Origin of the sequence: Aliikangiella sp. G2MR2-5 (genome assembly GCF_015687155.1) — a bacterium.
Taxonomy (GTDB): domain Bacteria; phylum Pseudomonadota; class Gammaproteobacteria; order Enterobacterales; family Kangiellaceae; genus Aliikangiella.
This window is the reverse complement of sequence record NZ_JADPQF010000006.1, coordinates 179,331-206,218: the sequence shown is the minus strand read 5'-3', so window position 1 is coordinate 206,218 and position 26,888 is coordinate 179,331. Positions and strand designations below refer to the sequence as shown.

22 protein-coding genes are annotated in these 26,888 nt (G+C 42.1%); 16 read left to right on the top strand and 6 right to left on the bottom strand.

The window, feature by feature from the left end:
* Positions 1–87: 87 nt before the first annotated feature.
* From dnaB to IYN84_RS17610, 4 genes are all read left to right on the top strand, one after another.
* The gene (dnaB, locus tag IYN84_RS17625) at positions 88–1,455 is read left to right on the top strand and encodes a replicative DNA helicase (RefSeq protein WP_196140581.1); all 1,368 of its coding nucleotides are present in this window, start codon (positions 88–90) and stop codon (positions 1,453–1,455) included.
* Positions 1,456–1,563: 108 nt separating this feature from the next.
* Entirely contained in the window at positions 1,564–2,649 is a 1,086-nt protein-coding gene (gene alr, locus IYN84_RS17620) for an alanine racemase (protein WP_196140580.1), read from the top strand.
* 4 nt (positions 2,650–2,653) lie between these two features.
* Entirely contained in the window at positions 2,654–3,046 is a 393-nt protein-coding gene (locus IYN84_RS17615) for a secondary thiamine-phosphate synthase enzyme YjbQ (RefSeq protein ID WP_246723026.1), read from the top strand.
* A 312-nt stretch (positions 3,047–3,358) separates the two neighbouring features.
* A complete protein-coding gene (locus IYN84_RS17610) occupies positions 3,359–5,362 on the top strand; it encodes a methyl-accepting chemotaxis protein (protein ID WP_196140578.1) in 2,004 nt (667 codons plus the stop codon).
* A gap of 107 nt (positions 5,363–5,469) precedes the next feature.
* On the opposite strand, the gene IYN84_RS17605 is transcribed toward IYN84_RS17610, so the two are convergent.
* Complete coding sequence (locus IYN84_RS17605; RefSeq protein ID WP_196140577.1) at positions 5,470–5,880, bottom strand: DUF3718 domain-containing protein; 411 nt, start codon at positions 5,878–5,880, stop codon at positions 5,470–5,472.
* Positions 5,881–6,182: 302 nt separating this feature from the next.
* On the bottom strand, positions 6,183–6,611 hold the full coding sequence (locus IYN84_RS17600) for a DUF3718 domain-containing protein (protein WP_196140576.1): 429 nt from the start codon (positions 6,609–6,611) through the stop codon (positions 6,183–6,185).
* Between the two features lie 386 nt (positions 6,612–6,997).
* On the opposite strand from IYN84_RS17600, the gene dusA reads away from it, so the two are divergent.
* From dusA to IYN84_RS17555, 9 genes are all read left to right on the top strand, one after another.
* A complete protein-coding gene (gene dusA / locus IYN84_RS17595) occupies positions 6,998–7,978 on the top strand; it encodes a tRNA dihydrouridine(20/20a) synthase DusA (RefSeq protein WP_256435645.1) in 981 nt (326 codons plus the stop codon).
* A gap of 288 nt (positions 7,979–8,266) precedes the next feature.
* Positions 8,267–8,935, top strand: coding sequence for a phage shock protein PspA (pspA, locus tag IYN84_RS17590; protein ID WP_196140575.1), 669 nt, complete (start codon positions 8,267–8,269; stop codon positions 8,933–8,935).
* A 62-nt stretch (positions 8,936–8,997) separates the two neighbouring features.
* Positions 8,998–9,222, top strand: coding sequence for a PspC domain-containing protein (locus IYN84_RS17585; RefSeq protein ID WP_196140574.1), 225 nt, complete (start codon positions 8,998–9,000; stop codon positions 9,220–9,222).
* Positions 9,223–9,411: 189 nt separating this feature from the next.
* Complete coding sequence (locus tag IYN84_RS17580) at positions 9,412–9,843, top strand: copper chaperone PCu(A)C (protein ID WP_196140573.1); 432 nt, start codon at positions 9,412–9,414, stop codon at positions 9,841–9,843.
* 55 nt (positions 9,844–9,898) lie between these two features.
* A complete protein-coding gene (locus IYN84_RS17575) occupies positions 9,899–10,957 on the top strand; it encodes a DUF2333 family protein (protein WP_196140572.1) in 1,059 nt (352 codons plus the stop codon).
* Positions 10,958–11,146: 189 nt separating this feature from the next.
* On the top strand, positions 11,147–11,722 hold the full coding sequence (locus tag IYN84_RS17570; RefSeq protein ID WP_196140571.1) for an RNA polymerase sigma factor: 576 nt from the start codon (positions 11,147–11,149) through the stop codon (positions 11,720–11,722).
* A 73-nt stretch (positions 11,723–11,795) separates the two neighbouring features.
* On the top strand, positions 11,796–12,422 hold the full coding sequence (locus IYN84_RS17565; protein WP_196140570.1) for a hypothetical protein: 627 nt from the start codon (positions 11,796–11,798) through the stop codon (positions 12,420–12,422).
* Entirely contained in the window at positions 12,419–13,300 is an 882-nt protein-coding gene (locus tag IYN84_RS17560; RefSeq protein ID WP_196140569.1) for a DUF4097 family beta strand repeat-containing protein, read from the top strand. The genes IYN84_RS17565 and IYN84_RS17560 overlap by 4 nt, the downstream gene beginning before the upstream one ends.
* Positions 13,301–13,540: 240 nt before the next feature.
* Positions 13,541–15,772 carry a tetratricopeptide repeat protein gene (locus tag IYN84_RS17555; RefSeq protein ID WP_196140568.1) on the top strand — a complete coding sequence of 744 codons (2,232 nt, stop codon included), beginning with the start codon at positions 13,541–13,543 and terminating at the stop codon, positions 15,770–15,772.
* 189 nt (positions 15,773–15,961) lie between these two features.
* Here IYN84_RS17555 and ppa read toward each other — a convergent pair whose 3' ends face one another.
* Positions 15,962–16,510: an inorganic diphosphatase gene (ppa, locus tag IYN84_RS17550; protein WP_196140567.1), complete on the bottom strand. Its 549-nt coding sequence runs from the start codon at positions 16,508–16,510 to the stop codon at positions 15,962–15,964.
* A gap of 176 nt (positions 16,511–16,686) precedes the next feature.
* Here ppa and IYN84_RS21015 point away from each other — a divergent pair, with 176 nt between their 5' ends.
* From IYN84_RS21015 to IYN84_RS17540, 3 genes are all read left to right on the top strand, one after another.
* A complete protein-coding gene (locus IYN84_RS21015; protein WP_210330673.1) occupies positions 16,687–16,845 on the top strand; it encodes a hypothetical protein in 159 nt (52 codons plus the stop codon).
* Between the two features lie 78 nt (positions 16,846–16,923).
* A complete protein-coding gene (locus IYN84_RS17545; RefSeq protein ID WP_196140566.1) occupies positions 16,924–18,951 on the top strand; it encodes a sodium-translocating pyrophosphatase in 2,028 nt (675 codons plus the stop codon).
* A gap of 176 nt (positions 18,952–19,127) precedes the next feature.
* Complete coding sequence (locus IYN84_RS17540) at positions 19,128–20,219, top strand: Hpt domain-containing protein (RefSeq protein ID WP_196140565.1); 1,092 nt, start codon at positions 19,128–19,130, stop codon at positions 20,217–20,219.
* A 76-nt stretch (positions 20,220–20,295) separates the two neighbouring features.
* On the opposite strand, the gene IYN84_RS17535 is transcribed toward IYN84_RS17540, so the two are convergent.
* From IYN84_RS17535 to IYN84_RS17525, 3 genes are all read right to left on the bottom strand, one after another.
* Entirely contained in the window at positions 20,296–21,738 is a 1,443-nt protein-coding gene (locus IYN84_RS17535; protein WP_196140564.1) for an alkaline phosphatase family protein, read from the bottom strand.
* 64 nt (positions 21,739–21,802) lie between these two features.
* The gene (locus IYN84_RS17530) at positions 21,803–22,750 is read right to left on the bottom strand and encodes a DUF2608 domain-containing protein (RefSeq protein ID WP_196140563.1); all 948 of its coding nucleotides are present in this window, start codon (positions 22,748–22,750) and stop codon (positions 21,803–21,805) included.
* Positions 22,751–22,897: 147 nt separating this feature from the next.
* Positions 22,898–26,497 (bottom strand): Dyp-type peroxidase, encoded by a 3,600-nt coding sequence (locus tag IYN84_RS17525; RefSeq protein WP_196140562.1) that lies wholly within the window; start codon positions 26,495–26,497, stop codon positions 22,898–22,900.
* Between the last annotated feature and the right edge of the window lie 391 nt (positions 26,498–26,888).

The window sequence follows — 26,888 nt, the reverse complement described above, 5'->3', positions numbered from 1 at the left end:
GTGCTCAAGTAGTCCGGGGTGTTTTTTTGTTTATAGGTTTGTATAGAATTATTTCTTTTGAAATAGCAAGTAATCAGGAAGTCGTTGATGTTTGAAGACCAGCAAGTAAGTAACATAAAAATGCCGCCTCATTCCCTGGAAGCAGAGCAGGCGGTGCTGGGCGGTTTACTTTTGGATAATGATGCCTGGGAAAAAGTATCCGATAAACTGGTTCCGGAAGATTTTTACAGAAAAGAGCATCGATTGATATTCAGGGCCCAGAAATACCTGGCGGAAAATAATCGTCCTATGGACGTGGTGACCCTGTATGAATTTCTTGAGCAGGAAGGGGAAGCCGAAGAGATAGGCGGTCTAGCCTACATAGGAGATCTGGCTAAGAATACCCCGAGTGCATCGAATATTAGCGCTTATGCAGCTATCGTCCGGGAACGAGCTGTTTTAAGAGAACTAATATCTGTCTCAAATGAAATCGCCGATGCTGCTTACGCGCCAAAAGGCAGAGATTCAAACGCTTTGCTCGATCTTGCTGAAAGTAAAGTATTCAAAATCGCAGAGCAAAGGGAAAGTAACGATGGCGGCTTGAAAATTGCCTCGACTTTCCTCGAAGAGACTCTGGATCGCGTACAGTATGCGGTTGACTCCAAAGGTGGTATTACAGGTCTGGATACTGGTTTTAAAGACCTGAACGACAAAACCAATGGATTGCAGAACTCTGATTTGATTATCGTTGCTGGACGCCCCGCAATGGGTAAAACAACATTTGCCATGAATGTTGCTGAACATATATCAATCCATAGCGGAAAGTCAGTATTGGTTTTCAGTATGGAGATGCCGGCAAATCAGCTTCTAATGCGTTCTTTTGCGTCGATCGGTGGAATTGACGCGACAAAATTGAGAACAGGGGCTCTGGACGACAGGGATTGGGATAATTTGTCGGTAGCTACTAACATATTGAAAAACAATTGTAAGATGTACATTGATGATTCTGCGGGGCTTTCGCCTTCGGAAGTGCGCTCAAGAGCACGTCGTATTCAACGGGAACATGGCGATGTTGGTCTTGTAGTTATCGATTATTTACAGCTTATGTCTGTCCCTGGCCTGGGAGATAACCGGACTCTGGAAATATCTGAAATTTCGCGCTCTCTCAAAGCTCTGGCCAAGGAAATGAATATTCCGGTTATTGCTCTTTCCCAGCTGAATAGATCTCTGGAGCAGAGAGCGGACCGACGCCCGGTAATGTCAGATCTTCGTGAATCAGGGGCAATCGAGCAAGATGCGGATATCATCATGTTTGTTTATCGAGATGAGGTTTACAATAAAGAGTCAGAAGATAAAGGGATTGGCGAAGTTATTATCGGTAAGCAACGTAACGGACCAATAGGTTCGGTGAGGCTTGCATTCCAGGGGCACTTTAACCGATTTGCCAATTTGGCCAGAGAATATGAAGAATATTAGTCACTCATGACTTTATTAGTAGAGCATTTATCGCGGAATCTAGACGCTCTTGCCCAACCCTGTCAGACACTTTTCCATTGTAATAAGAGAGAACAATAAGAGAGCAGAATGCGCGCACCCAAGGCAAAAATTGATTTAAGTGCATTAAGGCATAACCTGGCCACTGTTAAACAGCTCGCGCCAGCTAGTAAGATAATGGCGGTTGTTAAAGCGGACGCATACGGGCATGGAATTCAGCAGATAAGTCTGGGGCTTGAGCAAGCCGATGCTATTGCTGTTGCCTGTTTGAAGGAGGCCATTGCGCTTAAAAATGCCGGCATTTCTAACCCTGTCATACTATTGGAAGGCTTTTTCGGTGAAAAGGAGTTTACTCAAACACTGAACAATGGATTTGAAACTGTTATTCATCAGGAAGAACAGCTCCAGCTTATAGAGTCATATGAAAACCGTCGGGAATACAGCGAGTTTCTGACCGTATGGCTTAAGCTTGATACAGGAATGAATCGACTGGGGTTAAATCCCGAAGAATTCATCGATGCGTATCACAGGCTGAAAAGCTCTTCTCTTGTAAAAAGTATTCATCTTATGTCCCACCTTGCTTGTGCCGACGATATTACTAACTCGATGTCTTCTCGACAGGTGGAACAGTTTAAAAAAGTCGTTAAAGAAATTAATACGCAAAAAAGCATGGCTAACTCTGCAGGTATTATCGCGTGGCCTGAAAGTCATTTTGAATGGGTCAGGCCGGGGATTATGCTATATGGCAGCTCTCCGATGCTTGGCTTAAAAGGTGTTGAACATGGATTAAAACCGGTTATGACGCTTGAGTCTGAAGTGTTCGCGATAAAACACCTAAAAGCGGGAGACAGTGTAGGTTACGGAGCTATCTGGAAAGCGCCAGCCGACACAGTTATAGGCGTTGTTGCAATCGGCTATGGCGATGGCTATCCACGGCATGCCAAAGTTGGTACTCCGGTTCTTGTGGGTGGCAAGCGTTATCCTCTGGTTGGCAGGGTATCAATGGATATGATCACTATTGATCTTGGAGCGGACAGCGAAGTAAAAGTAGGTGACAAGGCTATTTTGTGGGGCGAAGGGCTTGCGGTTGAGGAAGTTGCCGATTGGGCTGAGACCATCAGCTATACGCTTTTTTGTGGAATAACTTCAAGAGTAGAGTACGAGTATTATGATTAGTCGAATGCTTGTAAAAACAGATGGTCAGGGGCTTTATGAGTTTACTCGTGAAGTAGAATCTCTAGTTGCACAGTCAGGATTGAAAGAGGGACTGTGTACTTTGTTTGTGCGCCACACCTCCTGTAGTCTGATTATTCAGGAAAATGCTGACCCTAGCGCAAAGCGTGATCTGGAAAACTGGATGAGTCGCCTGGTGCCTGAAGAAGATAGCCTGTATACACATATTTACGAGGGAGCGGATGATATGCCGGCTCATATTAAGTCTGTTCTCACTGCCACACAATTATCTATTCCTTTCGTTGAAAGAGGACTTATGCTGGGCACCTGGCAAGGAATCTATCTTTGGGAACACCGTCATGGTGCTCATTCCAGAGAAGTTGTCGTTCATCTGGCGTAATGGTTACCACTAGCGGTGCCCGTTTGGCTTTACCAAGACTGGCCGTTCCTTACTGAAAGTTAACTTTTTGCGATATTTTTTCTCCTCAATTCTAAAGTCGTGATTTTTTATTACGATAACCTAAACATAGCCCTGAAAAGAGTTTTTCGTTGAATCAACAAATAACCATTTGATTTTCAATCGATTAGCGCGATTAATTTAGGCATTTTTCAGGGTTCTTTACTATGCTTATGAAGAATAATAAGGCGTCTTGTATCGATTGCTCGCTCCAGATGCCTTTAACAAGTAGAACAGCCATTTCAGAGGGTGACAATGAATTTAACAGTAACAGCTAGAATCGCGGGTGGTTCAGGTCTGGTGGTATTGCTGCTGATTGCCTTGAGCTTTACCGGTCTTAGCGGTGTTAGCAGTATTGATGAAGGTCTGACTGCGGTAACCGATCGCTCAACACCCATGCTGATTTCGGGGAGTGAAAATGTTTCAACTTTGTTAAAGGCTACTGTTGCCGTCAACAGGTTTCATCAGTCAGATAATACTGACAAGCTAGCTGAGTACGAGAGCCGATACCAGGAATTAATGAAGAAAAATCAGCAAACAGCGTCAGCGTTGGCCGCTGTTGCAAAGAATTACCCTGAAGTACTCGCATCCTTAAATGAAAGTAATGAAGCGATTCAAACGTTTTCTGGTCTGGCGCCGCAGGTTTTTGAAAAGCACCGTAAAGATTTATCCTTAGGAAAAAGTATCGAAAGTATGCGAAGCGCATTTGAAGATGTCGCCGATGAACTGGATTCTTTTCTTTATGACTTTGCCGATGAACTGGGAAGCGGGGATACTGCCAGCAATTTGCAAAGTATGTCCAATATGGTGAGAGAAGCGACGGTCACTGTTACAGATGCTCTGGTCTTAAGAAACATTGACGGGGTCGATTCAGCAATTAGGGATATAAATGCTCTGCTCGAAGACTTCGGTAATAAGTTTACCAGTGTACAAAACGATTCTACCGCGCAAAGTAGTGAGTTTTATGGTGATACGGTAAATGCTATAGCGACCTTTAAAAAGTTAACTGCCGGTCAAGGAAACCTTCTAGCCAGTCATCGCGAACGTCTTGTCGCTCGGGCGGAAGGCGAAGCTCTGTTAGATCAATCAGATGCAGCGGCTACATTAGCACAGTCGCACTTAAATAATGTTTTCAGTAAGGTCAAAAGCTTAACCCAGTCAATTAAAGATGATGCCGGCGAGAAAGTGAGTTCGAGCCGAACTTTACTACTGGTATTTGCCGTGATTGCCATACTAGTCGCCGCAAGCGTCAATTACTGGGTATTGCGCAGCGTGACAGGACCATTAAATGAAGTCCTGAGAGTTATCAATCAAGTATCCAGAGGGGATCTGAAAGAGAAGGCTGAAGTTTACAGTGAAGATGAGCTAGGAACTTTGTCGAAGGGATTCAACAATCTGATTGATGCTTTAAGAGAAATGCTAAAAGAAATTGGATCAAGCTCAGAGCAGCTGTCTGCTTCGGCAGAGCAAACCGCTGCGATTTCTGGTCAAAGCAATGAAAATATTAATCATCAAAAAGAACAAACAGACATGATTGCTACCGCGATGACAGAAATGACGGCAACAGTTGATGAGGTCGCCAATAGTGCTAATAATACGTTGTTGGAAGTTCAAAAAGCCAATTCTGAAACGGTTGAGGGACAATCGGTTGTACAGGATAGTATCAGCACTATAAACAAGCTGGCTCGTGAAATTGAAAGCGCAGCTGTAGTAATTGATAAGCTTGACCAATATAGTACCAACATTGGCGCCGTCCTTGATGTCATTCGAGGAATTGCTGATCAAACCAACTTGTTGGCTCTTAACGCAGCAATTGAAGCTGCGAGAGCGGGTGAGCAGGGAAGAGGCTTTGCTGTAGTTGCAGACGAAGTAAGGACTTTGGCCAGTAAAACTCAGGAGTCTACATCTGAAATCCAGGAAATGATTGAGCGCTTGCAAACTGGTACCCGAGAGGCTGTTTCTGTAATGGAGACGAGCCGGACGGAAGCTCAAAAAAGTGTAGAGCAAACTGCAAAGGCGGGAGAGTCTCTGGCGAAAATCACTCAGGCTGTGAGTGTGATTAATGATATGAGTACACATATTGCCAGTGCAGCAGAAGAGCAAAGTTCTGTGTCTCAGGAAATGCATCAAAATGTATCTTCTATCTCTGAAATGGCAGATAGAACATCGCAAGGAGCCAGTGAGAATATGGCCGCAAGTCAAGAATTAGCCAGGCTTGCCGAACATATGAAAAAGCTTGTTGGGCAGTTCAAGTACTAACGGTATGGTGTAGAAGTTCTGGTAAAATAAATTTTATTTAAAAATAATTCTAAGAAAAAAAAGGTAGTCATCAGACTACCTTTTTTTATTTAAGGAGTTTTGAGCTCTTAGATTTTAGACTGGTAAAGCTCAACAAATGCCTTTTTACTTGTATCGCCAGCATCAACCAACCCCTGCGCATATTGTAGAATAGTTTTTCCATCTGCCTCTGCAACACCCAGATTTTCTTTTCCAAGTTTAGTTGCAATAAAAGTCGCAGCTTCGAGAGAACCGCTAGTTGTTGCTACACGTAGCAAGCTGCCTTCAGAACCACAACTAATACCTTCATAGATATTGCGCAGTCTCAAACGAGCTGTCTTAAGCTTTTTACGCATTCCGCTTCGGTCATCAGCTTTAGCTGACTCGCATAGAGACGAAACTAAACGCTCAACGTCATTGGCTTTTGCTTCATTGACGAAAGAGAAAGAAGTTGCTGTTAAGATAACACCAGAGATGATTGTTTTAGCAATAAGTTTCATTAACTAGATTCTCCAACGATAGTGCCGACGTATGAAAGTTTCGGCTTTATGTAAAAAACAATTCTAAACCCAATATTTTCAATATTGAGGGGTTATTAAAAATTCCGAGATATTTTTCGGCTGAGTTTGAAAAAACTTTAGAAATTTTTATCAAATATTTTGATTATATTTAAAGTGTCTTATAAAACAAAAAGTTAGCCTACCTTGAAACTAAAAATAGAGCGGCCGTAGCCGCCCCTTTTGTTTCGAGAGGAGCTAACTCTTCGACAACAAACTTGTAGGATACTTTTTTGAAATACCCTTTACATTTTGGAGGTGTATAAGTCGACGAATGCCTGTTTACTTGCGTCACCGGCAGAAACAAGATCCTGGGCATATTGCAATATATTTTTACCGTCTGACTCAGCCGCGCTTAAGTTCTCTTTACCTATTTTGGTGGCGATAAAGGTAGCTGCATCGAGTGAGCCGCTGCTGGTGGCTACTCTCAGTAAGCTGCCCTCGGGTCCACAATTAATTCCTGAATAGATGTTTCTAAGTCTCAGGCGAGCGGTTTTCAGCTTTTTGCGCATACCACTGCGGTCATCAGCTTTTGCGGCCTCACACAAACTCATAACCAGACGCTCTACATCATTGGCCTGAGTTGCTGCGGAAAAAGATAGTATGCTCAGTGAAAAAAGAAAGGTAGTGGAAACTTTTACTAATTTTAGTACTAGTGACTTTGCTGTGTTCATGGTTTGGCTCCTCTTATGATTACAGGTTCAAAAATCGAACCAATAAAAAACCTCCATGATCAAAATCGTCGATATTATTATTAGGCTGACCGAGACTTTACCTCCCTGGCGTACCTGTTTTGCTAACTTGTTGAAAATGATACATATTCGTTAGCTTGCAGGCTTGATATATAACTTATCGGCAATATCTCAAATAGCTTAACTTTTTTTTCAAAAAAAAAACTCTCGTTCATAAGTTATTGTTTTAAATAAACTTAACTTGTTTAAATTGATTGGCCCAAAGTGATTGTAGTCTGTTAAAATTCGCCTCTTCAGGCCAAATTTTGTTGTTTTGGCCACTTTTACTCAAATTTGTGTCAAAAAATCCTAAAACGGAATATAAAGTTTTGAATACCGACGATAAAATCGATAGAAAAGTGTCTGTTGCTCCCATGATGGAATGGACTGACAGACATGATCGTTATTTTTTGCGTCAAATTTCGCGTCACACTCTACTCTATACTGAAATGGTGACGACCGGTGCCATTTTGCACGGTGATGCCGAAAGGTTTCTCCGTTTTCATCCCGAGGAGCATCCATTGGCAGCACAACTAGGGGGGAGTGACCCCATAGCGCTTGCCGAATCAGCAAGAATTTGCAGTGAATATGGATATGACGAAATCAATCTAAATGTTGGCTGTCCTTCCGACAGGGTGCAGTCAGGCAAAATAGGTGCTTGTTTAATGGCTGAGCCCAGGCTAGTCGCTGAGTGTGTTAAGGCAATGAAGGAGTCGGTTTCCTTGCCTGTTACTCTAAAGCATCGAATCGGAATAGATGATCTGGATAGTTATCAGTTTCTCACTGACTTTGTTGGAATCAATGCCGAGGCAGGCTGTAATACTTTTATTGTCCATGCCAGAAAAGCTATTCTATCTGGGCTAAGCCCGAAGCAAAATAGAGAAATTCCTCCTCTGGATTACCCGAGAGTATATCAGCTCAAAAAAGATTTCCCACATCTTGAAATTATTATCAACGGCGGAATAACTACTCTTGAACAGGCGAAATCTCACCTTAGTAATGTCGATGGTGTGATGATTGGGCGAGAGGCTTACCATAATCCTTTTATTCTGGCTGATGTCGATCATCTATTTTACCAATCTGAATCAAGTAAGCAGACTCGTTATGAAGTTGTAGAGAAACTTCGCCCCTATATAGAGCAAGAGCTGGCTTCCGGTACTCGTTTGCAACATATATCACGACATTTACTCGGTTTATTCCATGGTCAACCAAGAGGTAAACGATGGCGCCGTTATTTAAGTGAAAATGCCTATAAATCTGGCGCCGGAATTGAAGTCATCGACGCCGCTCTTGAGCAGTTAAAGGAGTAGAACTCTCTTAATTGCTTTCCAGTCTCTTATTTTGCGGATAGCCTATTTTTTCAAATAGTCAATTTCGCTAAATTTTGGCCTCACTGGTTAAGTTCGTTTTGGCTTTCTCTTCTCTCTAAAAATGCTAGTCAGCATGAAACTGTCACAAAAAACGCTATCATTTCAACAGCATAAGAGCTTTTTTCGCTAATTGGCACGATAAATGAATTCTGTTTATCAAAGCAAAGTTAAAAGTCAGACTTTTAATGATTGCCAGAGATCAGTTTGCACAAAAAAGAGAGGAAGCTAATGAGCGTTTTTAAAAGATTTTCGGATATCGTTAACAGTAATGTATCAGCTATGTTGGATAAAGCTGAGAATCCAGAAAAGCTGGTTCGTATGATCATTGCTGAAATGGAGTCGACGCTTTTTGAGGTAAGGACTCAGTCAGCCAAGACTATTGCTGATAAAAAGGATATGCAGCGCAAGTTAACGGATATGCAGTCAGAAGTTATTCTTTGGGAACAAAGAGCTAAAAAAGCATTGGAAAAAGGCAGGGAAGATTTGGCCAAGCAAGCTCTTAACGAAAAGCAAAGGTTGCAACAAGCCATAGAAGCCCAGCAAAAAGAGCTGGAGGAGCTGGAAGCAGCCCTATTAAGACTGGATCAGGATGTCAGCAAGTTGCAATCAAAGTTGAACGAAGCTGTTGCCAGAAGAGATGCGATTGTTGCAAGACATGAAACAGTCAAGAGCACTATTCAAGCTAGAAAAAGAATCGATAACCGTGCGATCGACGAAGCTCTTTATCGGTTTGAGCGATTTGAGAAACGAATGGACGAACTAGAGGCTGAAGTTGAAGCGATGAATCTTGGAAGAAATCCCAGTTTGAGTGAGCAGATTGACGCTTTAGATCAAGACGAAAAACTGGATGAAGAGCTGGAAGCATTGAAAGCCAGAATCAATAAGAAGGCATCGTGAGGGAGCGAGCCTGGTTAAGTCAATCGCAGTGAGTTCTTGGGTATCAGTTAAGGAGTTAAATAATGAGTCGTTACAGTCACTATCGTGATAGAGAAGAGTTTGGGTATCGTCATAGTCAATTTCGCAAGCCGCGTGCCCGGAAAAAAATCATGGGAGTATGTGCTGGCCTCGCCCAGCAGTTTGACTGGGATGTTACTTTAGTAAGAGTCGTTGCGGTTTTGCTGCTGATAACATTCGGACTTCCCGTTTTTGTCGGTTATTTGATTGCCGGAGCTCTGTTTTATTAGTACTAGAAGAGTAAAGAGAGCGAATCAGAAACCAGAGAACATAAGCGAGGGTGTGAGTTGCTCTCGCTTTTTTATTTAGGTTTTGCGAATAGTGAATGATATTTTATATGGTAAATTGCTACAATCAGCTACATGGTAAAAATCAATGTTAAGTTTTAGAGTGTGATACTTGAATATATGATTAAAACAATGAAGTTTATGGGAATATTGTTGCTTGGCTCTTTTCAATGGAACTCATTTGCAACAGCAGAGAATGACGCTTCGAGCTCAGCAGGGGTTGAAGTTGTCAGAGTGCAACTAGCTAAATCCCCTGATGTTAGTCCTATGCGGGCAATTTATTTTTCCCTGAAAAATTTGAGTGATAAAGAGCTAGTTTTGACTGGCGTCAGCTCGCCTGCAGCCAGGCACGCTATGATACATCGTTCTTATTTGGTCGATGGTGTGGCCAAGATGGAGCATATTGAAAGTTTAACGATTAAAGCGAAAGATACTGTTGATTTTGCTCCCGGGAGTTACCATGTTATGTTGATGGGAGTTGATAAAGAGAAAGTTAAACAAGACTTTGAAATAGGTCTTGAATTTGAATCTCTACCCGTTACTCGTGTAATGGTTAAGCCATGATGCATACTTCTATGCTAACGATAATCTGTGCTCAGTTAAGATAAGGTAATCTTCTATGTGGAAGTTCTGGAAAAAATCACAAAAAGACAACGAAGGTAGTGTAATTGATAAAGTTGATAGTTACTCACCGGCCACAATTCGACGGCTTGTAATATATAGCGTTCTACTTCTCACCGTATTTTTATATATCGTGGGTATATTCTGGAGCTCTGAGCCAGATGCTTTTGAGATCGCCACTAATGATGCCTATGTTGAAACTTCTGATGGAAAACGGCTTATCATTGGATACACAACGGTTGCAACCACCGAAAAAATTGCTGGGACTCTACTTGAAAAAAGCGGTGGGTTTCTAAGCAATGACGTTTTGCCACCTTCGATATTTCTGGACAATATTCCATCATGGGAGTTTGGTGTTCTGGTTCAGGTTCGAGATATGGCATCGGTTTTGCGAAATCATATGAGTCGGTCACAATCGCAGTCACTTGAAAATGAGTTTCTTAAAGACGCTGAGCCACTTTTTAACAATGACCATTCCCAGTGGATTTTTCCTGAGGCGGAGAGTAAATATCGCTCCGGGATTGAAAAGCTGGCTTTATATAGACAAAAGCTAGGACAGGCTGATAGCCCTGAACATCAGTTTTATGCCAGAGCAGACAACCTTACAGCCTGGTTAACACTAGTTGAAAAGCGATTGGGAGGGTTATCGCAAAGACTTTCTGCTTCAGTGGGTCAAGAAAGAGTGAATACAGATCTTTCCGGCGATGAAGCCGCATCCCAATCTACCCAGAGCCCTGAAAGTGTAATGGTTAAAACTCCATGGATGGAAATCGATGATACCTTTTATGAAGCTCGCGGCGCTTGTTGGGCGCTCGTTCACTTGCTCAAGGCTATTGAGGTTGATTTCGCCAGTGTACTCGAAAAGAAGAATGCCAAAGCGAGTCTAGCTCAGATAATCAGAGAACTTGAGGCTACCCAGGAGTCTATCTGGAGTCCTGTGATACTTAATGGCAGTGGGTTTGGATTGGTGGCGAACCACTCTCTGGTAATGGCTTCCTATATTAGTCGCGCTAATGCGGGACTCATCGATCTTAGAGAGCTTCTAAATAACGGTTAATATTTAAGGTTTCACCAACAGTGGTTTAAAGCTGTCAATTAGATAAATTAACTATCCGGCCTCCTTATAGTAACAGGGTGAGAGTCAAAAACTTGCCCTATCTTCTTAGATCGATTTAAACCTTTTCCAAAATTCTCTCGTCTATGCTTATAAACAAGGTCAAAACCAGGAACAAATCGGAGTTATCGCTTGCCGGCTACCAAAGAATTAGAATCACAGGGTGAAGTAGAAATTTGGGTTGAACAGGCGGTCAATGGTGACGTAGCTGCTTTTGAACGTCTTTATCGTAGTACCAGTGCCCGCTTGATGATGTTTATATTTCGAATGATTGGTGACAGGCAGTTGGCAGAAGAAGTATTGCAAGAGTCTTATATAAAAGCATGGCAGTCAATAGCGAGTTTCAGGCAGCAGAGCCAATTTTATACCTGGCTCAGAAAGATAGCTTCCAATCTGGCCATTGATAGAATGCGACTTAAAAGTGAAAAGGTTTGGCAAAATTCTGTGGAGCTAGGAAATGATGAAGCGGATGCCGGTTGGTTAAGTCATGCTGGCGCTGTTTCTTCCTCAAATCAGGAGCACCAAATGGATTTAAATAAGCTGATTATGATGTTACCTGAGGGAGCGAGAAATATTCTGGTGATGCATGATATTGAGGGCCTTGCTCATAAGGAAATATCGACAATGCTAAATATCGCAGAGGGAACATCTAAAGCACAGCTTGCCAGAGCGCGAATGCTTCTACGGAAAAGCTATTTAGCGAGTTAGCTACAGGTTGAGTATTAAGTATTCATAGATAAAACTTCGTCTTGATGAAAAGAAAGGTTTTGAGAGAGCAGATATGAAAGAGTCTCCAATTGATATTAATCAGCAAAAGCAGCTTAGCGATGCCCTCGCCAAGCTGCCGATGGAAATGAAGCCCGACCCAGAAGTGTGGTCGCGGATTGAAACGACTATCTTATCCGATCAGCAATCTGGGCGAACCAATGGTGCTAGTAGTATTATTTATCGTCAATCCAAATGGTTTTCCTGGGGAATGGCTGCTTCTTTAGTCTTGAGTGCTGGTATGTTATTTTTTAGCTGGCAAAATTTGAATCAGGCAAAGATATTAATGGCCGATATGAGCTCGCAACAGCAAATATTGATTGATGATAAGGCTCGACAGGCAATGGTAGAATCAATGAATTACGTAGAGTCTATGGATAGAGAGTACAGGCTCGCACGAACAGCTTTACTTACGCAGATTCGTTATAACTCTAATGTCAATGATTCTTCCATTCTAGACGAAATAGAGACTAACCTGGCTGTAATAGAGAAAGCGACGATTAATTTAAAAAATGCGATTGCTGCAGAGCCGGATAACCCTCAACTACCAAAGCTATTGCAAGCAACCTATCAGCAAGAGTTGGCGCTTCTTTCGCAATTAGCCCGGCTCAATCAGAATTTAAATAATGAGGAACGAACATGAAATATTTGACGCCTTTGTTAGCACTGTCACTGTCTTTTTCTGTGTTTGCAGGAGAGAAGGTTGATAAGTCACTTGATGTAGAAGCGAATGGTCAAGTTGAAATAAATAACACTCGAGGAGAGATCACTGTTAAAGGGTGGGATAAGAATCAAGTTCGCGTTAAAGGTACTTTAGATGATCTTACCGAGAAGTTTATTTTTGAAACATCTGGCGATAAAACTACTATTAAAGTGAAACTTCCGAGAAACACGGGTCATCGTAGTCATGATGGTTCTAAATTAGAGGTATGGTTGCCACAAAGCTCGAGTATGTCATTTACCGGAGTAGCTACTGATCTGAAAGTGGAAAAAGTTGAAGGTGGTGTGGAGATTAACTCTGTCAGTGGTGATTTAAAAATTAGTCAGATAAAAAAGCGAACTTATGTAAACAACGTTAGCGGAGATATTGACGCTAACGAAATTGAAGGAAAGTTTGAAATCAGCACTGTAAGTGGCGATTTGAAGGCAAAAATTAGTGCAAGTCAGATTAGTGTGTCTGGAGTGTCTGCTGATCTTGATATCAATGCGGCGAGTTTTGAACGAGTTAAAGCATCAACTGTTTCAGGTAGTATCAAGTTGAAAGGGCAAATGCTGGCTAATGGGGAAATTAAAATGAGTAGCGTATCTGGCGACGCCTACTATTATTTTACTGATAACTTCGATGCGAAAGTTTCTCTGGAGACTGCTCCAGGCGGAAGAGTTGTGAATGAATTTAATGACGTTGAGCCTCAAACCAGCTTTATTGACTCCCAAAGTCTGGCGTTTACTAGCGGGGAAGGTAGCGGGGTAATTCGAATGTCGACGGTAAGCGGTGATATCGGATTAAAGAGTGGCAAATAGAAAAGGGTATGCTTTTTAGTATTATCTACTAGTTGGTAATATTTAGTTATAAAAAATATCACTACAAAAGCAACCATTTCATTGAACTTGTCGTCTTATAATATATCATATAAAGAGGCCGTTATTTTAACGGTCTTTATGCCTGTCTTATCAATGAGTTCCTCGGTAAGCATTTGAGTTTAGATTTATTGGGATTGTAAGTAAATTTCGTTCAGCAACTGAGAAAGGTCTAATAACGTCATGACAAGGGTCTGGGAAGAAGCCAAAACCAGAAAGATCTTCAAGGCTGCTACCTATTATGCTGCAATAACCTGGGGAATTATTCAGATTTCCGATATTCTATTTCCCGTGCTGGGGGTGGATGACTGGGTTTTATCTTCGATGGTGTTACTTGCCTTCGCTGGCTTTCCCGTCGCTCTTATTTCTGGCTGGATGTATGATATTCGACTGGATCGCCAAAAGCTTCTGGCTGATTCAAGTGAACTTGCGAAGCAACGAACTATCACTGTTCAGTTATTTGAACTGGTTGTCATATTGTTATTCGGTGCCAGTGCGACATTTCTATATTATAACAGTGCAAGAGAACCTGTACAGGCGAGTGACAATCGAGAGCAACTCGAGTCGATCCTGAAGCCCATCGCTGATCAAAAAACAATTGCAGTGCTCCCGTTTGCGAGTTTTTCTAACGAAAGCAATGATGAGTTTTTTGCCGATGGTCTATCCGAAGAATTATTGAATGTTCTTGCCAGGAATAAGAAACTCCGAGTTGCCGCTCGTACATCCTCTTTCCAGTATAAGAATACAAATATTAATGTTCGCCAAATCGCTAAAGAGCTGGGCGTGCAATATATTCTGGAAGGTAGCGTAAGACGTTCGGGGGATTTGATTCGTGTTACCGCCCAATTGATTAAAGCGGATGAAGACGTCCATGTGTTTTCTCGTAGCTGGGATAGGGATACAAAAAATGTTTTTAAAGTTCAGGATGAGATCGCCAACTCGGTAATGAAAGAATTGAAAATAAGTCTGCTGGGTGAGTCAGAAATTGCTGCGTCTGAAATCGGAACAAAAAATATTGACGCTTTTGCAGAGTACTCAAAAGGCCTTGCATTCTTAAGAAATCGCGGAAAGGAAGATTTTTCGCGAGCACTTACCCATTTTAATCAGGCACTAAGTTATGATCCTGAATATGCAGAAGCCATGGCAATGATTGCGGAAACCTATCTGCTACAGGTAAGTTATGGAATTGAGAAATTTGAAGATGTAAGTCCTAAGGCTATTGCAATGCTTGATAAGGCTCAGAGTATTAATTCCGATTTGGGAGAAGCGTTTGCAGTGAAAGGCTTATATTATTGGCAAAAGTCCGGACATCTTCTGAAAGATACCAATGACTCACTTGCGTTGGAGGCTTTGACTCAGGCGAAAAAAGCTTTAACTCAAGCAATCAATATAAATCCATCAAATGCCGAAGCATATATGTGGTATGGCAGTATTTTGCAAAATGAAGGAAATTTTGTAGATGGTGCCGCTCTTCGTAAGAAGGCATATAAAATAGATCCACAAGCGGCTGTTGTTGGTTTTAATCACGCACAAGATCTTATACGCTTTGGTGACTATAAAGCCGCAATGGATGTATTTAATCTGGTCGTAAGAAATAACCCTAATTATCCGCAAGCTTATAGTATTGCAGGCAATGTTAGTCGGTCTGTCGGTCAGTTAGATCAGGCCTATAGCATGTATCGCCGTCAAGCAGATCTTAGTGGAGAGGATAGTGAATGGCTTGCTCAATCTACTCGAATCCTTATTTCTATGAGAGAGTTGGATGCCGCGCAAACTAATGTAGATACCTTGGTCAGCCGAGAAGATAAATATGCCGATAAGTATCGATGGCTACAAGCATTTATTCTAATCGCAGCGGGTGACATTGATGGACTGCAAGAAATCACTGATGGGTTTAATGAAAATACCCAGAAGCCAAACGAGTTATTGATGCGTGGCTATGTTGCCTTGAGGCAAGGTAAAAATCAGCAAGCCATACAGGATCTTACTTTGGCTCAAACTAGAGTAAAACAATTGATGCCTCATAAGTCAGATGAGGAAACTGTGCGAATAAATTTGCTTTTAGCTCGGGCGTATCAAAATGTTGGTAACCTTCTAAAAGCTGATGGGTATATTTCTCTAGCTGAGGAATCAATTATCCGCTTGAGAAATGAAGGAGTTGCCAACAATGAAATGCGTTATGCTCAGTCAGTTATTGCGTCATTGAAAGGCGAGACGGAAAAAGGGATTACTTTTTTGCGTCAGGCAATTCAGGAAGGGTTTGTTGATTTATGGTGGGCAGAAGCTGATCCTGGATTGACGGCAGTGCGTGAACATCCATCTTTTACTTTAGTTAAAGATGAGTTTAATATCCGTATGAATTTAATGAAGCAAAATATTGTTGGCCAGCATGGAGAAATTGCAACCTCACATTAGTTTGTGTGGTAAATTTGGTTTAAGGCTCGGAGTCAAAACATGGCCCTTCGTTTGCTTGCAAGCTATTTATGGCCTGGTTATTCCGAGGGGGTTACTCAGAAAATTGAAAGCTCTAGGGTATAATAAAATATTCCTATAAAAAATAAAAAAGCCAGCTAAAGAGCTGGCTTTTTTATTTGGAAATTGAGATTAGAACGCCGGTTTTTCAGGGGCTTCTTCATAGCGATTAACGCTATCGATGATTTCCTGTTGCGCTTCTGCAGCATTACCCCAGCCTTCAACTTTAACCCATTTACCCGCTTCTAGATCTTTGTAATGCTCAAAGAAGTGCTGAATTTGGTTAAGAAGCAATTCAGGGAGATCTGAATGTTCATTAACATCCTGGTATATTGGTGTTAACTTACGAACAGGAACCGCGATAATTTTGGCATCGGTGCCTGACTCGTCAGTCATTTTAAGAACGCCAACAGGGCGACATTTAATCACAGAGCCTGCCAATAGAGGGAAAGGAGTAGGGACTAAAACGTCTACCGGATCACCGTCTTCACTCAGAGTGTGAGGAACGTAACCGTAGTTTGTTGGATAGTGCATACAGGTCGCCATGAAACGATCAACAAAGATTGCGCCGGATTCCTTGTCGACTTCGTATTTTACCGGATCAGCGTGGGCTGGAATTTCGATAATCACGTTAATTTCTTCTGGCAGGTTTTTACCTGCTGGTACTTTGTTCAGGCTCATTTTTCCGTTCTTCAAGTGCTAGATTCAATTAGGGCGCGTATTATAACGATAGTGCAGCGCAAAATAAACTCCTCCCAAAAAATAAATAAAGTCCTTATAAATCAGTTGGTTAAAATAAGGTGTTTTCGTTTGTTTACCTACTGATAGTTTATTGTTATACAGGAGTCATCGGACTTTTGGTTCTGGTTATAATAAGAGGTAATAGTCTGGCCTATGGCATTGGGGCAACCGAAGCTAATAAAGTTAATGTTAATCACTTCGATCCTTGCCATGCAGTTGGTTCGCCCGAAAATCAATTTTTTGAATTTCAATTTCATCGAAAGCAACAAGAGTAGACGTATGTCAATTTTGTTATCTACCGGTCTTACCTTTGGTAATGCTGGTGTTGTAGATGATTTAACTGTGGGGGAAGTATGACCGATCTAGTAATAGTACCGCCGATTCTTGGTATTGTAGGGCTAATAGCAGCCTTTATTATTTATCTCTTTATAAAAAAATATTCGGGCGGAGAGGGAAAGACCGCAAAAATAGCCGAAGCAATTCATCAGGGAGCTATGGTATTTATGCGTCGCGAATATACCATCCTCGCAGCCTTCCTTGTCGTCCTGACTATTCTGCTCTTTGTTGGTTTTAAGTCCTGGCATACGCCTACCGCATTTATTGTTGGCGCTCTGAGTTCAGCGATTGCAGGATATATAGGTATGTATACAGCAACAAAAGCGAACGTGAGAACCACTGTGGCGGCGGCAGAGAGTGGACCGGCGTCTGCATTGACTGTGGCGTTCTATGGTGGCTCAGTTATGGGACTGGCCGTGGCCTCGATGGGCTTATTGGGGCTGGGTGGAATGTACTATGTATTCGGCGGAGATCCTACCCACGCAGAAGCAATACATGGCTTTGGAATGGGAGCTTCAGTGGTTGCATTGTTTTCCCGTGTGGGCGGAGGGATATTTACCAAAAGTGCCGATGTTGGTGCCGATCTGGTGGGTAAAATTGAAGCAGGCATACCTGAAGATGATCCGAGAAATCCGGGAGTAATTGCTGACAATGTCGGAGATAATGTCGGTGATGTTGCCGGTATGGGATCTGATATCTTTGAATCTTATTGTGGTTCAATGATCGCCTCTATTGCAATAGCCTCCACCATGGCTGGAACAGCTGTAGCAACTTTGACCGGGGGAGGGCACCGGGAGGTTCTAATGTTCCTACCTTTGGCGTTGGCTTCTGTTGGCTTGATTTGCTCAATTATTGGCATCATTATCGTTAAACTAGCTTCTGGGGCTGAGCCGGCAAAAGCCTTGAGGACGGGTACACTTGGTGCGACTTTGTTGTTGATCGCTGCAGCCTATGTACTTATAGACTGGATGGGATTATCGGTAAACATTTGGTATTGCGTCATATCTGGTGCAGTTGGTGGTTCTATTATTGGTCTGGTTACTGAATACTATACCGGTGGAAAGCCTGTTCAGGATCTAGCTCGAGAAGGTGAAACAGGACCTGCTACTGTGATGATTGCTGGTTTGGCGGTCGGTATGGAGTCTGTTGTGATTCCGGTCCTTACAATTGCCGCAATTATTTATGCCAGTTCGTATTTTGTTGAAGGGGCTGGTGTTTATGGCGTTGGTATCGGGGCAGTCGGAATGTTGGCCACTGTCGGTATTACCATGGCTATCGATGCATATGGTCCAGTGGCTGACAATGCTGGTGGTATTGCTGAAATGGCTGAACTTGGAGAAGAAGTCAGAGAAATTACTGATGGTCTTGATGAAGTTGGTAATACCACTGCTGCTATTGGTAAGGGATTTGCCATTGGAGCCGCGGGACTGGCTGCGCTAGCAATCATAGCCGCATACATTGAAACGGTTTCTCGAAATATTGAAAGCTTCAAACTGGAAATCAACGATCCTCTGGTATTAATGGGGATGTTTATCGGTGGTATTTTTCCTTTTCTGGTTTCCGCGATAACAATGCGTGCTGTTGGAAGTGCTGCTTTTGATATGATTAAAGAAATCCGTCGTCAATTCAAAGAGATCCCCGGACTTCTTGAGGGTAAAGCCGAGCCAGATAATGCAAAATGTATTGATATAGCGACTAAAGCCGCTCTTAGAAAAATGCTGATACCCGGCGCATTGGCGGTGGCTGCTCCAGCCGTTGTTGGTTTTGGTCTTGGCGCTGAGGCTTTAGGTGGCATGTTGGCGGGAGCGTTAATCACCTGTGTTTTGCTTGCCCTTACTATGGCCAATGCCGGAGGCGCCTGGGACAATGCTAAAAAGTTTGTTGAAAAAGGAAACTTTGGCGGCAAAGGCTCAGATGTGCATAAAGCAGCAGTTGTTGGTGATACTGTAGGTGATCCCTTTAAAGACACTTCGGGACCTTCCATGAATATCCTGATTAACGTCATGGCGATCGTCAGCCTGGTAATTGCTCCGCTTTTAAGCTGAACATTTTGCTGGTGTCTGTAAAAAGGAGCCTTTATTGGCTCCTTTTTACATCTATGTTATTAATAAATCACATTTTTTCTCATTTTTTGCCATACTAGAAAAGCAAACCTGTCGTTTATTGGTGTTGACTCTTATCGAGATAAACTTAATTCCGTCAATAATTTTTTTCTGGAAAGATGCAAGCAAACACTGAAGGCATAGATACTCAAGCATTTGAAGAGCTAGATGATGAAATCAAACAGGAGTTTTTTGAAGACGTCGTAGCCGCTATTGCTGATGTAAATGAGTGCGCTTCTATATTGGAGGCGGGCGCTGACGCGCAGGTAATTGACCGTATGTTCCGCTCTTTGCATACTGTTAAAGGCAATTGCAAAATGGTTTTTCTCGATAGTTTTGTCGAAGCCAGCCACAAACTTGAAGACCTCTTTTCGAAAATACGTAGCGGTCAAATTGAGTATCATGACACCTATGGTGAATTTGCTGTAGTTGTCATCAATGAGATTCAGAAGCAACTGGAAAAATTAATTCAGAGACAGTCTGTAAGCGGTATGACTCTAACAAGTATAGAGAACTTGATAAGCCAGATTGAAAGCGTCGATTCAAGCGAACGCCTTGGAGTAGCTGAAAGAGCCGTGATTGCGGTTAAAGATGGTCATTACAACGTTGATCTAGTTGCAGTAGATAATGAGCACGGCCGCGCTTTCAGCTTTATGGATGCAACCGATTTGGAGTTTTTTGAGTTTATTAGCGACAAGCAAGCGCAAACTGACTCATCTCATGAAAAATTTTTGCATATCGTTAATGATATGGCTCTTTCGCTAAATCAAATGCTAAATAGAAAAGTTGAAGAAGATCAACTTAAAGCGGCTATTACTTTTCTTACTCTGTCTAACAAAATCCGAATAGAAGAGTCGCCTGCCGACCTAACAATGGATCAGGTTTTTTTTGCTTCAGGGTTACTAGCGAGAATGCCTGGATGGAGTATAGCTTCTGACTTAATTTTGCAATCCCTGGAAAGTCATGATGGTAGTGGTCATCCAAATGGGCTCGCTGGTGATGAAATTCCTCCGGCCGCACAGGTTTTAGGTTTGGCTTTCGAGTTTGGATATATCATTCTCAATAGTGAGTCTCCGGGCTACAAAGAATCATTGTTTTCAGCGGTGAAGGTAATTAACGCTAAAAAAGACAGCCGCTACAAGGCAAGGCAAGTTGAACGGTTCAATGATTTAATCAAGTCAGAATACTTGACTGAACAGCGTTGGTTTTAATGAGATAGTCTGTTTCTCTCTGGCTTTGGCGGATACAGTCAGGCTGATCCGCCAGTCGACTTTCAGAATATCAATATCATCTATTGTGCTTTTCATACCAGCTAAAATAATCGTGGTAGCGTCTGTGTGCGTAGTCCATTGCTTCACTGCTGTTGGAAAAGCTGACCTGTTTGTTGGACTCATCTTTCTTTGCGACTTCTTCATACGGTAGGCTATTCATCGAGTCAACATACAGCTGCTGTAAATGATCGGGTTCATCATCAAAATCAACTTTATGGCTACTAGTTGGTGCTTTTACATCTTTGAGTGGATTATCATCTCTTACTTTGTCCAGTGTAAGTACATTGGCAAGACTAGGTGCTACTGCATCTCTCTGCGTTAATGATGGTAACCCAAACCGTTCTTCGATAGTTTTCAGAATCGATGTGTGATCGATAGGTGTTTCTTGAGCTGAGACTCGGTAAACCGTCCCAGCTTCAATATAAGGAGATACCAAAACTGCAGGGACTCTTGGACCAAATCGAGTGAAATCAAAATCATATTGACCAACGGTGTTATCTGGTGGAGTAGCATCTTCAGGTGGAGCAACATGATCGTAACAACCGCCATGCTCATCATAGGTTATAATCAGGAGTGTTTTCTCCCAAAGCGGTGAACCTCTCAATGTATTGTATACCTCGAGAATAAGCTCTTCTCCTTTGGCGACATCGTAGTTCGGGTGCTGGCTGTTTCCTCCTTTTCCCCACTGAGGCTCGAGAAAGACATAGTTCGCGAGCTTGCCTTTTTCGGCTGATTCTTTAAAGTCCGAAAACATTCCAAAATGGTCATTGGAGGCGTGAGTAATATCCGCATACGATGTTCGACTAAGTGGTGCTTTGTCGTACCCATAGATGGACCAGGTTTTACCATTTTTACTCAGCAAATTAAAAATGGTTGGTGCAGTGTAAACTTTTTCTTTATCGGTTAACCGACCTTGCGATGTACCCATCGCCAAGAACGCCCGGTTCGGAAGGGTTTCTGTGGGTGCAGAACAATACCAATGGTCACACACGGCATAGCTTCTGGCTAATGTTGATAGAACTGGAAGCATGCCAGGAGTAAACATACCCATAATACTTTTCCCTTCTGTTCCCGGAAGAATTGACCACTTCGATTTTTTTTCCCATCCCAAGGTATATTCAAAATTCTTAACAAAGCCTTCGTTTGTCGCTTTTGTGATGGGCGATGGCGCAATATGGTCGGAAAACAATTGAGAGTTTGTATTGAAATAACCTTCACCTGGATCCGCGCCTGGCATGAAATAGGCGTAATCATCTTGCGGAGATATTTTATATACATTGATAGGATTGCCTTTAGAATCAAAGTTAAATTCCTCTCCCGTTAATCCTTCGTACGAATGACCTAGCGGAGATTTATTTCCTTCATCGGAATATAGATAACCAAGCATCTGGTCGAAAGAACGGTTTTCCAGCATCAGTACAACAAAGTGTTCAACTTTTGATAGTTTGGATCGAGACATGATAATTTTCCTTAACTAGTAAATAGTTTGTTCAGTGATAAAGCATGAATGTCAGACTTTAATATTAATAATTAACAGCAGGTTTTTTCAGTTCATTCTTCAGCGTCGTGCGAATAGCCTGCCAGCGTGCTTGCGCATTTTTCTGGTAGGTTTCAGCTTTTGAACCATTGGTTAAAGCTTCTTTATGGTGTTGGAGAGCAGTGTAGTGAAGCGCGTCAACGTCGTATTCGGACTTATCTTTAAATGAATGGTAAACATCTTTCACATTCTTCAAAGTATCATCGATAAAAATTATATTCCTAATTTCAGTAGAGCTGGCTCTATTCAACAAGCAAAGTAACATCTCCCCTTTGTTCTGTCCCGCAACGTACATGATTCCCTGTTGGTAACTCACTGGACGCTGTGCATTACAGTCGCTGGGTTGAAACGGGCTTGCAATACTGGCTATGCCACTTTTATCACCCGTTAAAGCATTGCGATTGATTAAGTCAAGAAAGGTCTGTTTTTTGTCAGAGTCTCCAACAAAAAGTTTTGAAAACTGGCTTGAAGTTGCCGATAAGTTGCTACTTCCGCGAGCTGTTAGGACAAGTAGTTTGACTCCAGATAGAGTTAGTTTGTGCAATACTTCAGGAATTGCCTTTTCCGTATAGTCCATATCGTTCATTGCAAGCAATAGTGCTGCGATATCGAGTAATTCTGTAGAGCTGTTTGCAACTTTATATTTGGATTGAGTGGACAGTAGATTCTCTTGCCAACTGTACCATGCGGGTCCGCCAAGGTACTGACAATCTTTTGGCTTTCCTTGATATTCGCAGCGCATCATGGTCAGGGTGTCATCGTCATCCATAACTACAAGAGTTTTCGAATGATTTTTTTTATCAAGTCGCTGAACAATCTTTTCAAGTTGGTTGAATGTTTTTACCTCCGACATTTTCGCTTGCGCGTCTACTTGATTATTCAGTGCGAAATTAGCTACAAGAATAAAAATTGAAATAAGAGTAAGACGAGTCATTAGTATTCTCCTAATCGATTCTGTTTCAATTCTGGATTCGTTCCGGATTAATTTCCTTTTGCAAAGTTAGTCGCTGGTAGCCAGGTAGCCAGGTAAACAGGTAGCAAAACATAGAGCTACCTGGTCTAGAGCGATAAACGCAAAGACTTACTTTGTAGAGTAGTAGGGACGTCTGGCAATATAAGCTTGATGTTCAGGAAACATTGCAATATAGAATTCACTCCAGCCACCTTGCCTTACCCTGACTAAGTCATATTTCTCGGGAAACAGCATAGATTGTGCGTAGGTTTCCGGATCTGCTGTAGTTACAGTGAGTAAATTAGAGCCCGTTTGACCATCGGCAAATTTATGGATAACATCCATCATTTCCTTGCAGGAAAAGCTTTCGTCAATATTGATATCTACCGGTGCTGCATTAGACAATCCAACGTTGATTGAAGGTAGATTCCAGTCGTCGAGGCTTTTATAAATATTGTAAGGCTCTGTTTGTGGAGGCATGTCTGAAGGACTTGGAGCTGCACTAAAATCATCAGCTATAGGATCTCCCGAGAGTCGACCGTCCGCAGATGCTCCCATTCCTAATCCTAACCCGAGGTTGTCTTCGAAAGTACCGACTCCTGGCGTTACCGTAAAGGCAAATTCTCTTCCTTCGAGCTTGTATTGTTTTTTTAGTTTGTCGTAGGCTTTCTTTATCGACGGTAAGGGGTTATCTATTCCATCACGGATTATTTTCACGCACTGACCGACCACTTCGTCGGCAAATACTTTGAGTTCCGGACAGCTTCCTTCGCCAAATTTCGGTAGTGATAAGGCTGCTTTTCTTAGCTCTTTATATCTAAGGGCATTAGCTTCTGCTCTGGCTTTTCCTGCGAATTCATTCTGGAATGGTTCGATCATGTTTTCTCCCCAATCATTCCAGAGTGCCTGTAGTAATTCCGGAAGATTGGTCAGAGCGGTCTTTTCGTCGAATACCAGCTTTTTGATAGCATACAAAGAATTTATTGCATTTGTAATTCCACACATCATTGGTGCGACAATATGGTATTTGGCACCACCATTGGTCATATCTTTGCCTGACTCCATGCAGCCCTCGGTCATTGAGGAGAATAGTGGACTCGGACATACATTCCATAGTGCGCCATAACTATTCATCAGTGTGTTGTAAAATTGGTTTATCAGCCACTTGTATTGGGTATAAAAGATATCCATAAATTGTTTGAAGGATTTTATTTCTTCTGGAGGTGGCGAGTTCCAGCCGGTTTTCAAACCGCGTAAATGAACCCAGCCTGCTCCCTCAATTGTTGCTCCTTGATTCATAGCCATTCCAACTACGGGAAGAATAGGAACATAACTAAATGCCCATTCGCTTTTTCCGCCAATGATTGGTTCGAAGCAACCATCACATACATAGTCTCTGGAATCGGCGATTTGCATTGGACCACTTTTAGCCAGTCCCTTACATAGTTTGTCATCGTTCATTAAAATGGGATGTGCGCCACCCGATAGAATGGCTTTAGCCGACTCTTCAATAATCTCTTTATGAAGAGGGGAGTCCATTTTTTTATGAAGTCTGAGAGACAAACAGGGCGCATTCAAGGGGAGGCGGCGAGCGGCGCGTAGACACAATAGAGTTATTTGATTGCAACCATCTTTGGGGGTCTTTGAGTTGGTGGGCAAGTAGCCTCCAATAGTGACCTGCTGAACCCATTGATTTAGCGCTGACCCTTGAGGGAAGTTTCCTGCGGAATAAAAAACGGCGCCAGTACCATAAGTCAAATAGTCCTGCATATGTTGGCGGTTATATAGGACTGTCTCATCCATTTTAAGCCAAAATGCGTCAATTATCTCCTGGGCTCCATTGTCATCTAGCTTTCCAGACTTTATATCAGCACGGTAGGCATCAATCAGATACTGATCGAGACGCCCAATAGACATTGGCTCACCGGTTTGATGAAGTGCGCAATTGATGATAAAGATTAGTTGGATGCTTTCCAGTAAACCGCGGGGTTTTTTACCGGCAATCTTTTTCATTCGCCTGGCGATCTCCAGATAGTTTTGCTTTTCTAACTTTGCGCTATCTGGCGTTGATTCAAAGAGTTGATTTGCAAGATCTGCGTAGCTTAAGATGAAGTCCTGTAGTCCTTCTAGTGACCAAAGTACGGATTGATAAAACTCTTTCTTTTCGCCCCTGGCACCTTTCAGTTTTTTTTCTGCTTCATTAATAAGTCCATCAACGCCTAGGCGTAATACTTTGTGATAGTTTGGTATGTTATGTCCGGTTGCAGAATATTCGTTCAGCATACCAAAAAAGGCTTCAATTTTTTCGTCCTCATTGAGGTACTCCATGACTTGTGAGCCACTACCCAGGGTTAGTGGTGGCATGTTTCCAACGATTAATTCATGGGGTTTTATTGTATGAAGACCTGCCTTTTCTCGGTAGATTTCTCGCTGTAAAACATCCGATAGGCTAATTTTAATTGCCAGACCTTTACGGAGGGCTGCGGATTTTGAGCTGCCAATTTTCTGATATTTTTTCCAACGAGCCGATTTCAGGTGATCCTTAAGGTGTCCCAAAGAAGGCATTGTTTGTATTTTTTCCCAGGTATCATTCCAGCGAGAAAAGGTTTCACCTAGTAGAATCATTATTCTGTCACTAAACTCTGCACCGTCTTCTCTTAATTGTGCCTGGTGCAGAAAGTCTCTGTTGTTGTAGTACATAAAACCATTACGACTGCGGAGGTCATAATACTCATTTAATGGAACATCTACATGACCTTGTGGACCAGAAAGTTTCAAGATTTCTGCGCAAGGAACGAACCAGAAGTTACCTGACTCAGCATGGCTATTGCTAAGCATTTTATCCTTGATAAAACCTTTGTCCGGACCGACTATATTCTGTATCAGTTCTTCATAAACTTTACCATTGTTAGCATAGGCAACGAAGTAAACCCCTTCCTCTTTGCCTTTTCCATCACTGGTGTGACCATAGGGAAGAGCTTGTCGTAGTATCGACTGAGTGACTCGCTGGCCATTTAATTGACGAACACATTTGATATGGCTCCTATCGTCTTCGGTTGGAATAATGGCATTGTTGCCGTTTCGTCCAATCATGTTTTCTTTTTCCACCATATTCATATCATCAAGTTGTGCCCAGTTATGCTTAAACTTTTGCTGAATAACGTAAGCTGAGCCGCGATAGAACTGATCTTCTTCGCCAACGATAGCTCTTTCAGATAAATTAACCTGATCGACAGGATTGATCATGGCGTCTCTAAACCGTCCTCCAAATACCTTGCCTCCATGCATCTTGTGAGCGGGGGTATTGATATACTTTTCAGTCACAGGTTTTAACTCTGCAACTATTTCATCAAGCAATTTCTTACAGCTTTTTTCATTCTCTCCCTTTATATGAAACCAAAGGTCGCCTCCAGAGTAAGTAAATGGCTTATTATTTAGTAAGTTATGCCTGGTTATCTCTTTGGGTACAGGCATGTTATATTTTTTACACCATTCCTCCCATCGATCGTAGTCTACTCCTCTAATACATACGGTCTTATAGTTTTGTTCTGCGCAAATTCGATCGGTAAGCTTGGCCAGTTTTATCCAAAGCTTGTAGTGATCATCTTTGCTTCCTTTAAGGAAGAATGTCGCAAAATGACCATAAACAGGAAAATAGGGGATACCTTTTTGACTGAAATTGATGTTGATGTTTTCGCTACGATGCTTAACTTTTCTATTGAGTGTCATGGCACATCTCCGTGTGAATGTTATCTATGAGAGAACAACGAAAGGGTTGAAAATAAACATAGCAGCTAATTTTTTTATGCGTGGAATAACTTCTTTTTTATCTCTGCAATGGATTTGATTTTGAACTTAATTTAGTAAAAACGAATGGGACATTTTTTTATCGTTAGCTTTTGTTATATCGGAGCTTTCGAGATAGGCTATTTTTCTATATGAATTGGATTTTGCCGTTTATTATTATCTGAGATTAACCCCAAAATAATTCGTCAACGTTTATCTAAAGTATATGCAACTTTAATTTAGAGTTTGAGGTATTGCGCCGTTCATTTTGAAGTTGTGCAGGCAAGTACTGAATGCCTTAGTCTGCAGGTAGAAAAAAAGGGTTGGTAATTCC

What these genes read in the sequence shown, in the direction of transcription:
- dnaB (WP_196140581.1), top strand. Translation starts at nt 88, where the DNA reads ATGTTTGAAGACCAGCAAGTAAGTAACATAAAAATGCCGCCTCATTCC.
- alr (WP_196140580.1), top strand. Translation starts at nt 1,564, where the DNA reads ATGCGCGCACCCAAGGCAAAAATTGATTTAAGTGCATTAAGGCATAAC.
- IYN84_RS17615 (WP_246723026.1), top strand. Translation starts at nt 2,654, where the DNA reads ATGCTTGTAAAAACAGATGGTCAGGGGCTTTATGAGTTTACTCGTGAA.
- IYN84_RS17610 (WP_196140578.1), top strand. Translation starts at nt 3,359, where the DNA reads ATGAATTTAACAGTAACAGCTAGAATCGCGGGTGGTTCAGGTCTGGTG.
- IYN84_RS17605 (WP_196140577.1), bottom strand. Translation starts at nt 5,880, where the DNA reads ATGAAACTTATTGCTAAAACAATCATCTCTGGTGTTATCTTAACAGCA.
- IYN84_RS17600 (WP_196140576.1), bottom strand. Translation starts at nt 6,611, where the DNA reads ATGAACACAGCAAAGTCACTAGTACTAAAATTAGTAAAAGTTTCCACT.
- pspA (WP_196140575.1), top strand. Translation starts at nt 8,267, where the DNA reads ATGAGCGTTTTTAAAAGATTTTCGGATATCGTTAACAGTAATGTATCA.
- IYN84_RS17585 (WP_196140574.1), top strand. Translation starts at nt 8,998, where the DNA reads ATGAGTCGTTACAGTCACTATCGTGATAGAGAAGAGTTTGGGTATCGT.
- IYN84_RS17580 (WP_196140573.1), top strand. Translation starts at nt 9,412, where the DNA reads ATGAAGTTTATGGGAATATTGTTGCTTGGCTCTTTTCAATGGAACTCA.
- IYN84_RS17575 (WP_196140572.1), top strand. Translation starts at nt 9,899, where the DNA reads ATGTGGAAGTTCTGGAAAAAATCACAAAAAGACAACGAAGGTAGTGTA.
- IYN84_RS17565 (WP_196140570.1), top strand. Translation starts at nt 11,796, where the DNA reads ATGAAAGAGTCTCCAATTGATATTAATCAGCAAAAGCAGCTTAGCGAT.
- IYN84_RS17560 (WP_196140569.1), top strand. Translation starts at nt 12,419, where the DNA reads ATGAAATATTTGACGCCTTTGTTAGCACTGTCACTGTCTTTTTCTGTG.
- IYN84_RS17555 (WP_196140568.1), top strand. Translation starts at nt 13,541, where the DNA reads ATGACAAGGGTCTGGGAAGAAGCCAAAACCAGAAAGATCTTCAAGGCT.
- ppa (WP_196140567.1), bottom strand. Translation starts at nt 16,510, where the DNA reads ATGAGCCTGAACAAAGTACCAGCAGGTAAAAACCTGCCAGAAGAAATT.
- IYN84_RS17545 (WP_196140566.1), top strand. Translation starts at nt 16,924, where the DNA reads ATGACCGATCTAGTAATAGTACCGCCGATTCTTGGTATTGTAGGGCTA.
- IYN84_RS17540 (WP_196140565.1), top strand. Translation starts at nt 19,128, where the DNA reads ATGCAAGCAAACACTGAAGGCATAGATACTCAAGCATTTGAAGAGCTA.
- IYN84_RS17535 (WP_196140564.1), bottom strand. Translation starts at nt 21,738, where the DNA reads ATGTCTCGATCCAAACTATCAAAAGTTGAACACTTTGTTGTACTGATG.
- IYN84_RS17530 (WP_196140563.1), bottom strand. Translation starts at nt 22,750, where the DNA reads ATGACTCGTCTTACTCTTATTTCAATTTTTATTCTTGTAGCTAATTTC.
- IYN84_RS17525 (WP_196140562.1), bottom strand. Translation starts at nt 26,497, where the DNA reads ATGACACTCAATAGAAAAGTTAAGCATCGTAGCGAAAACATCAACATC.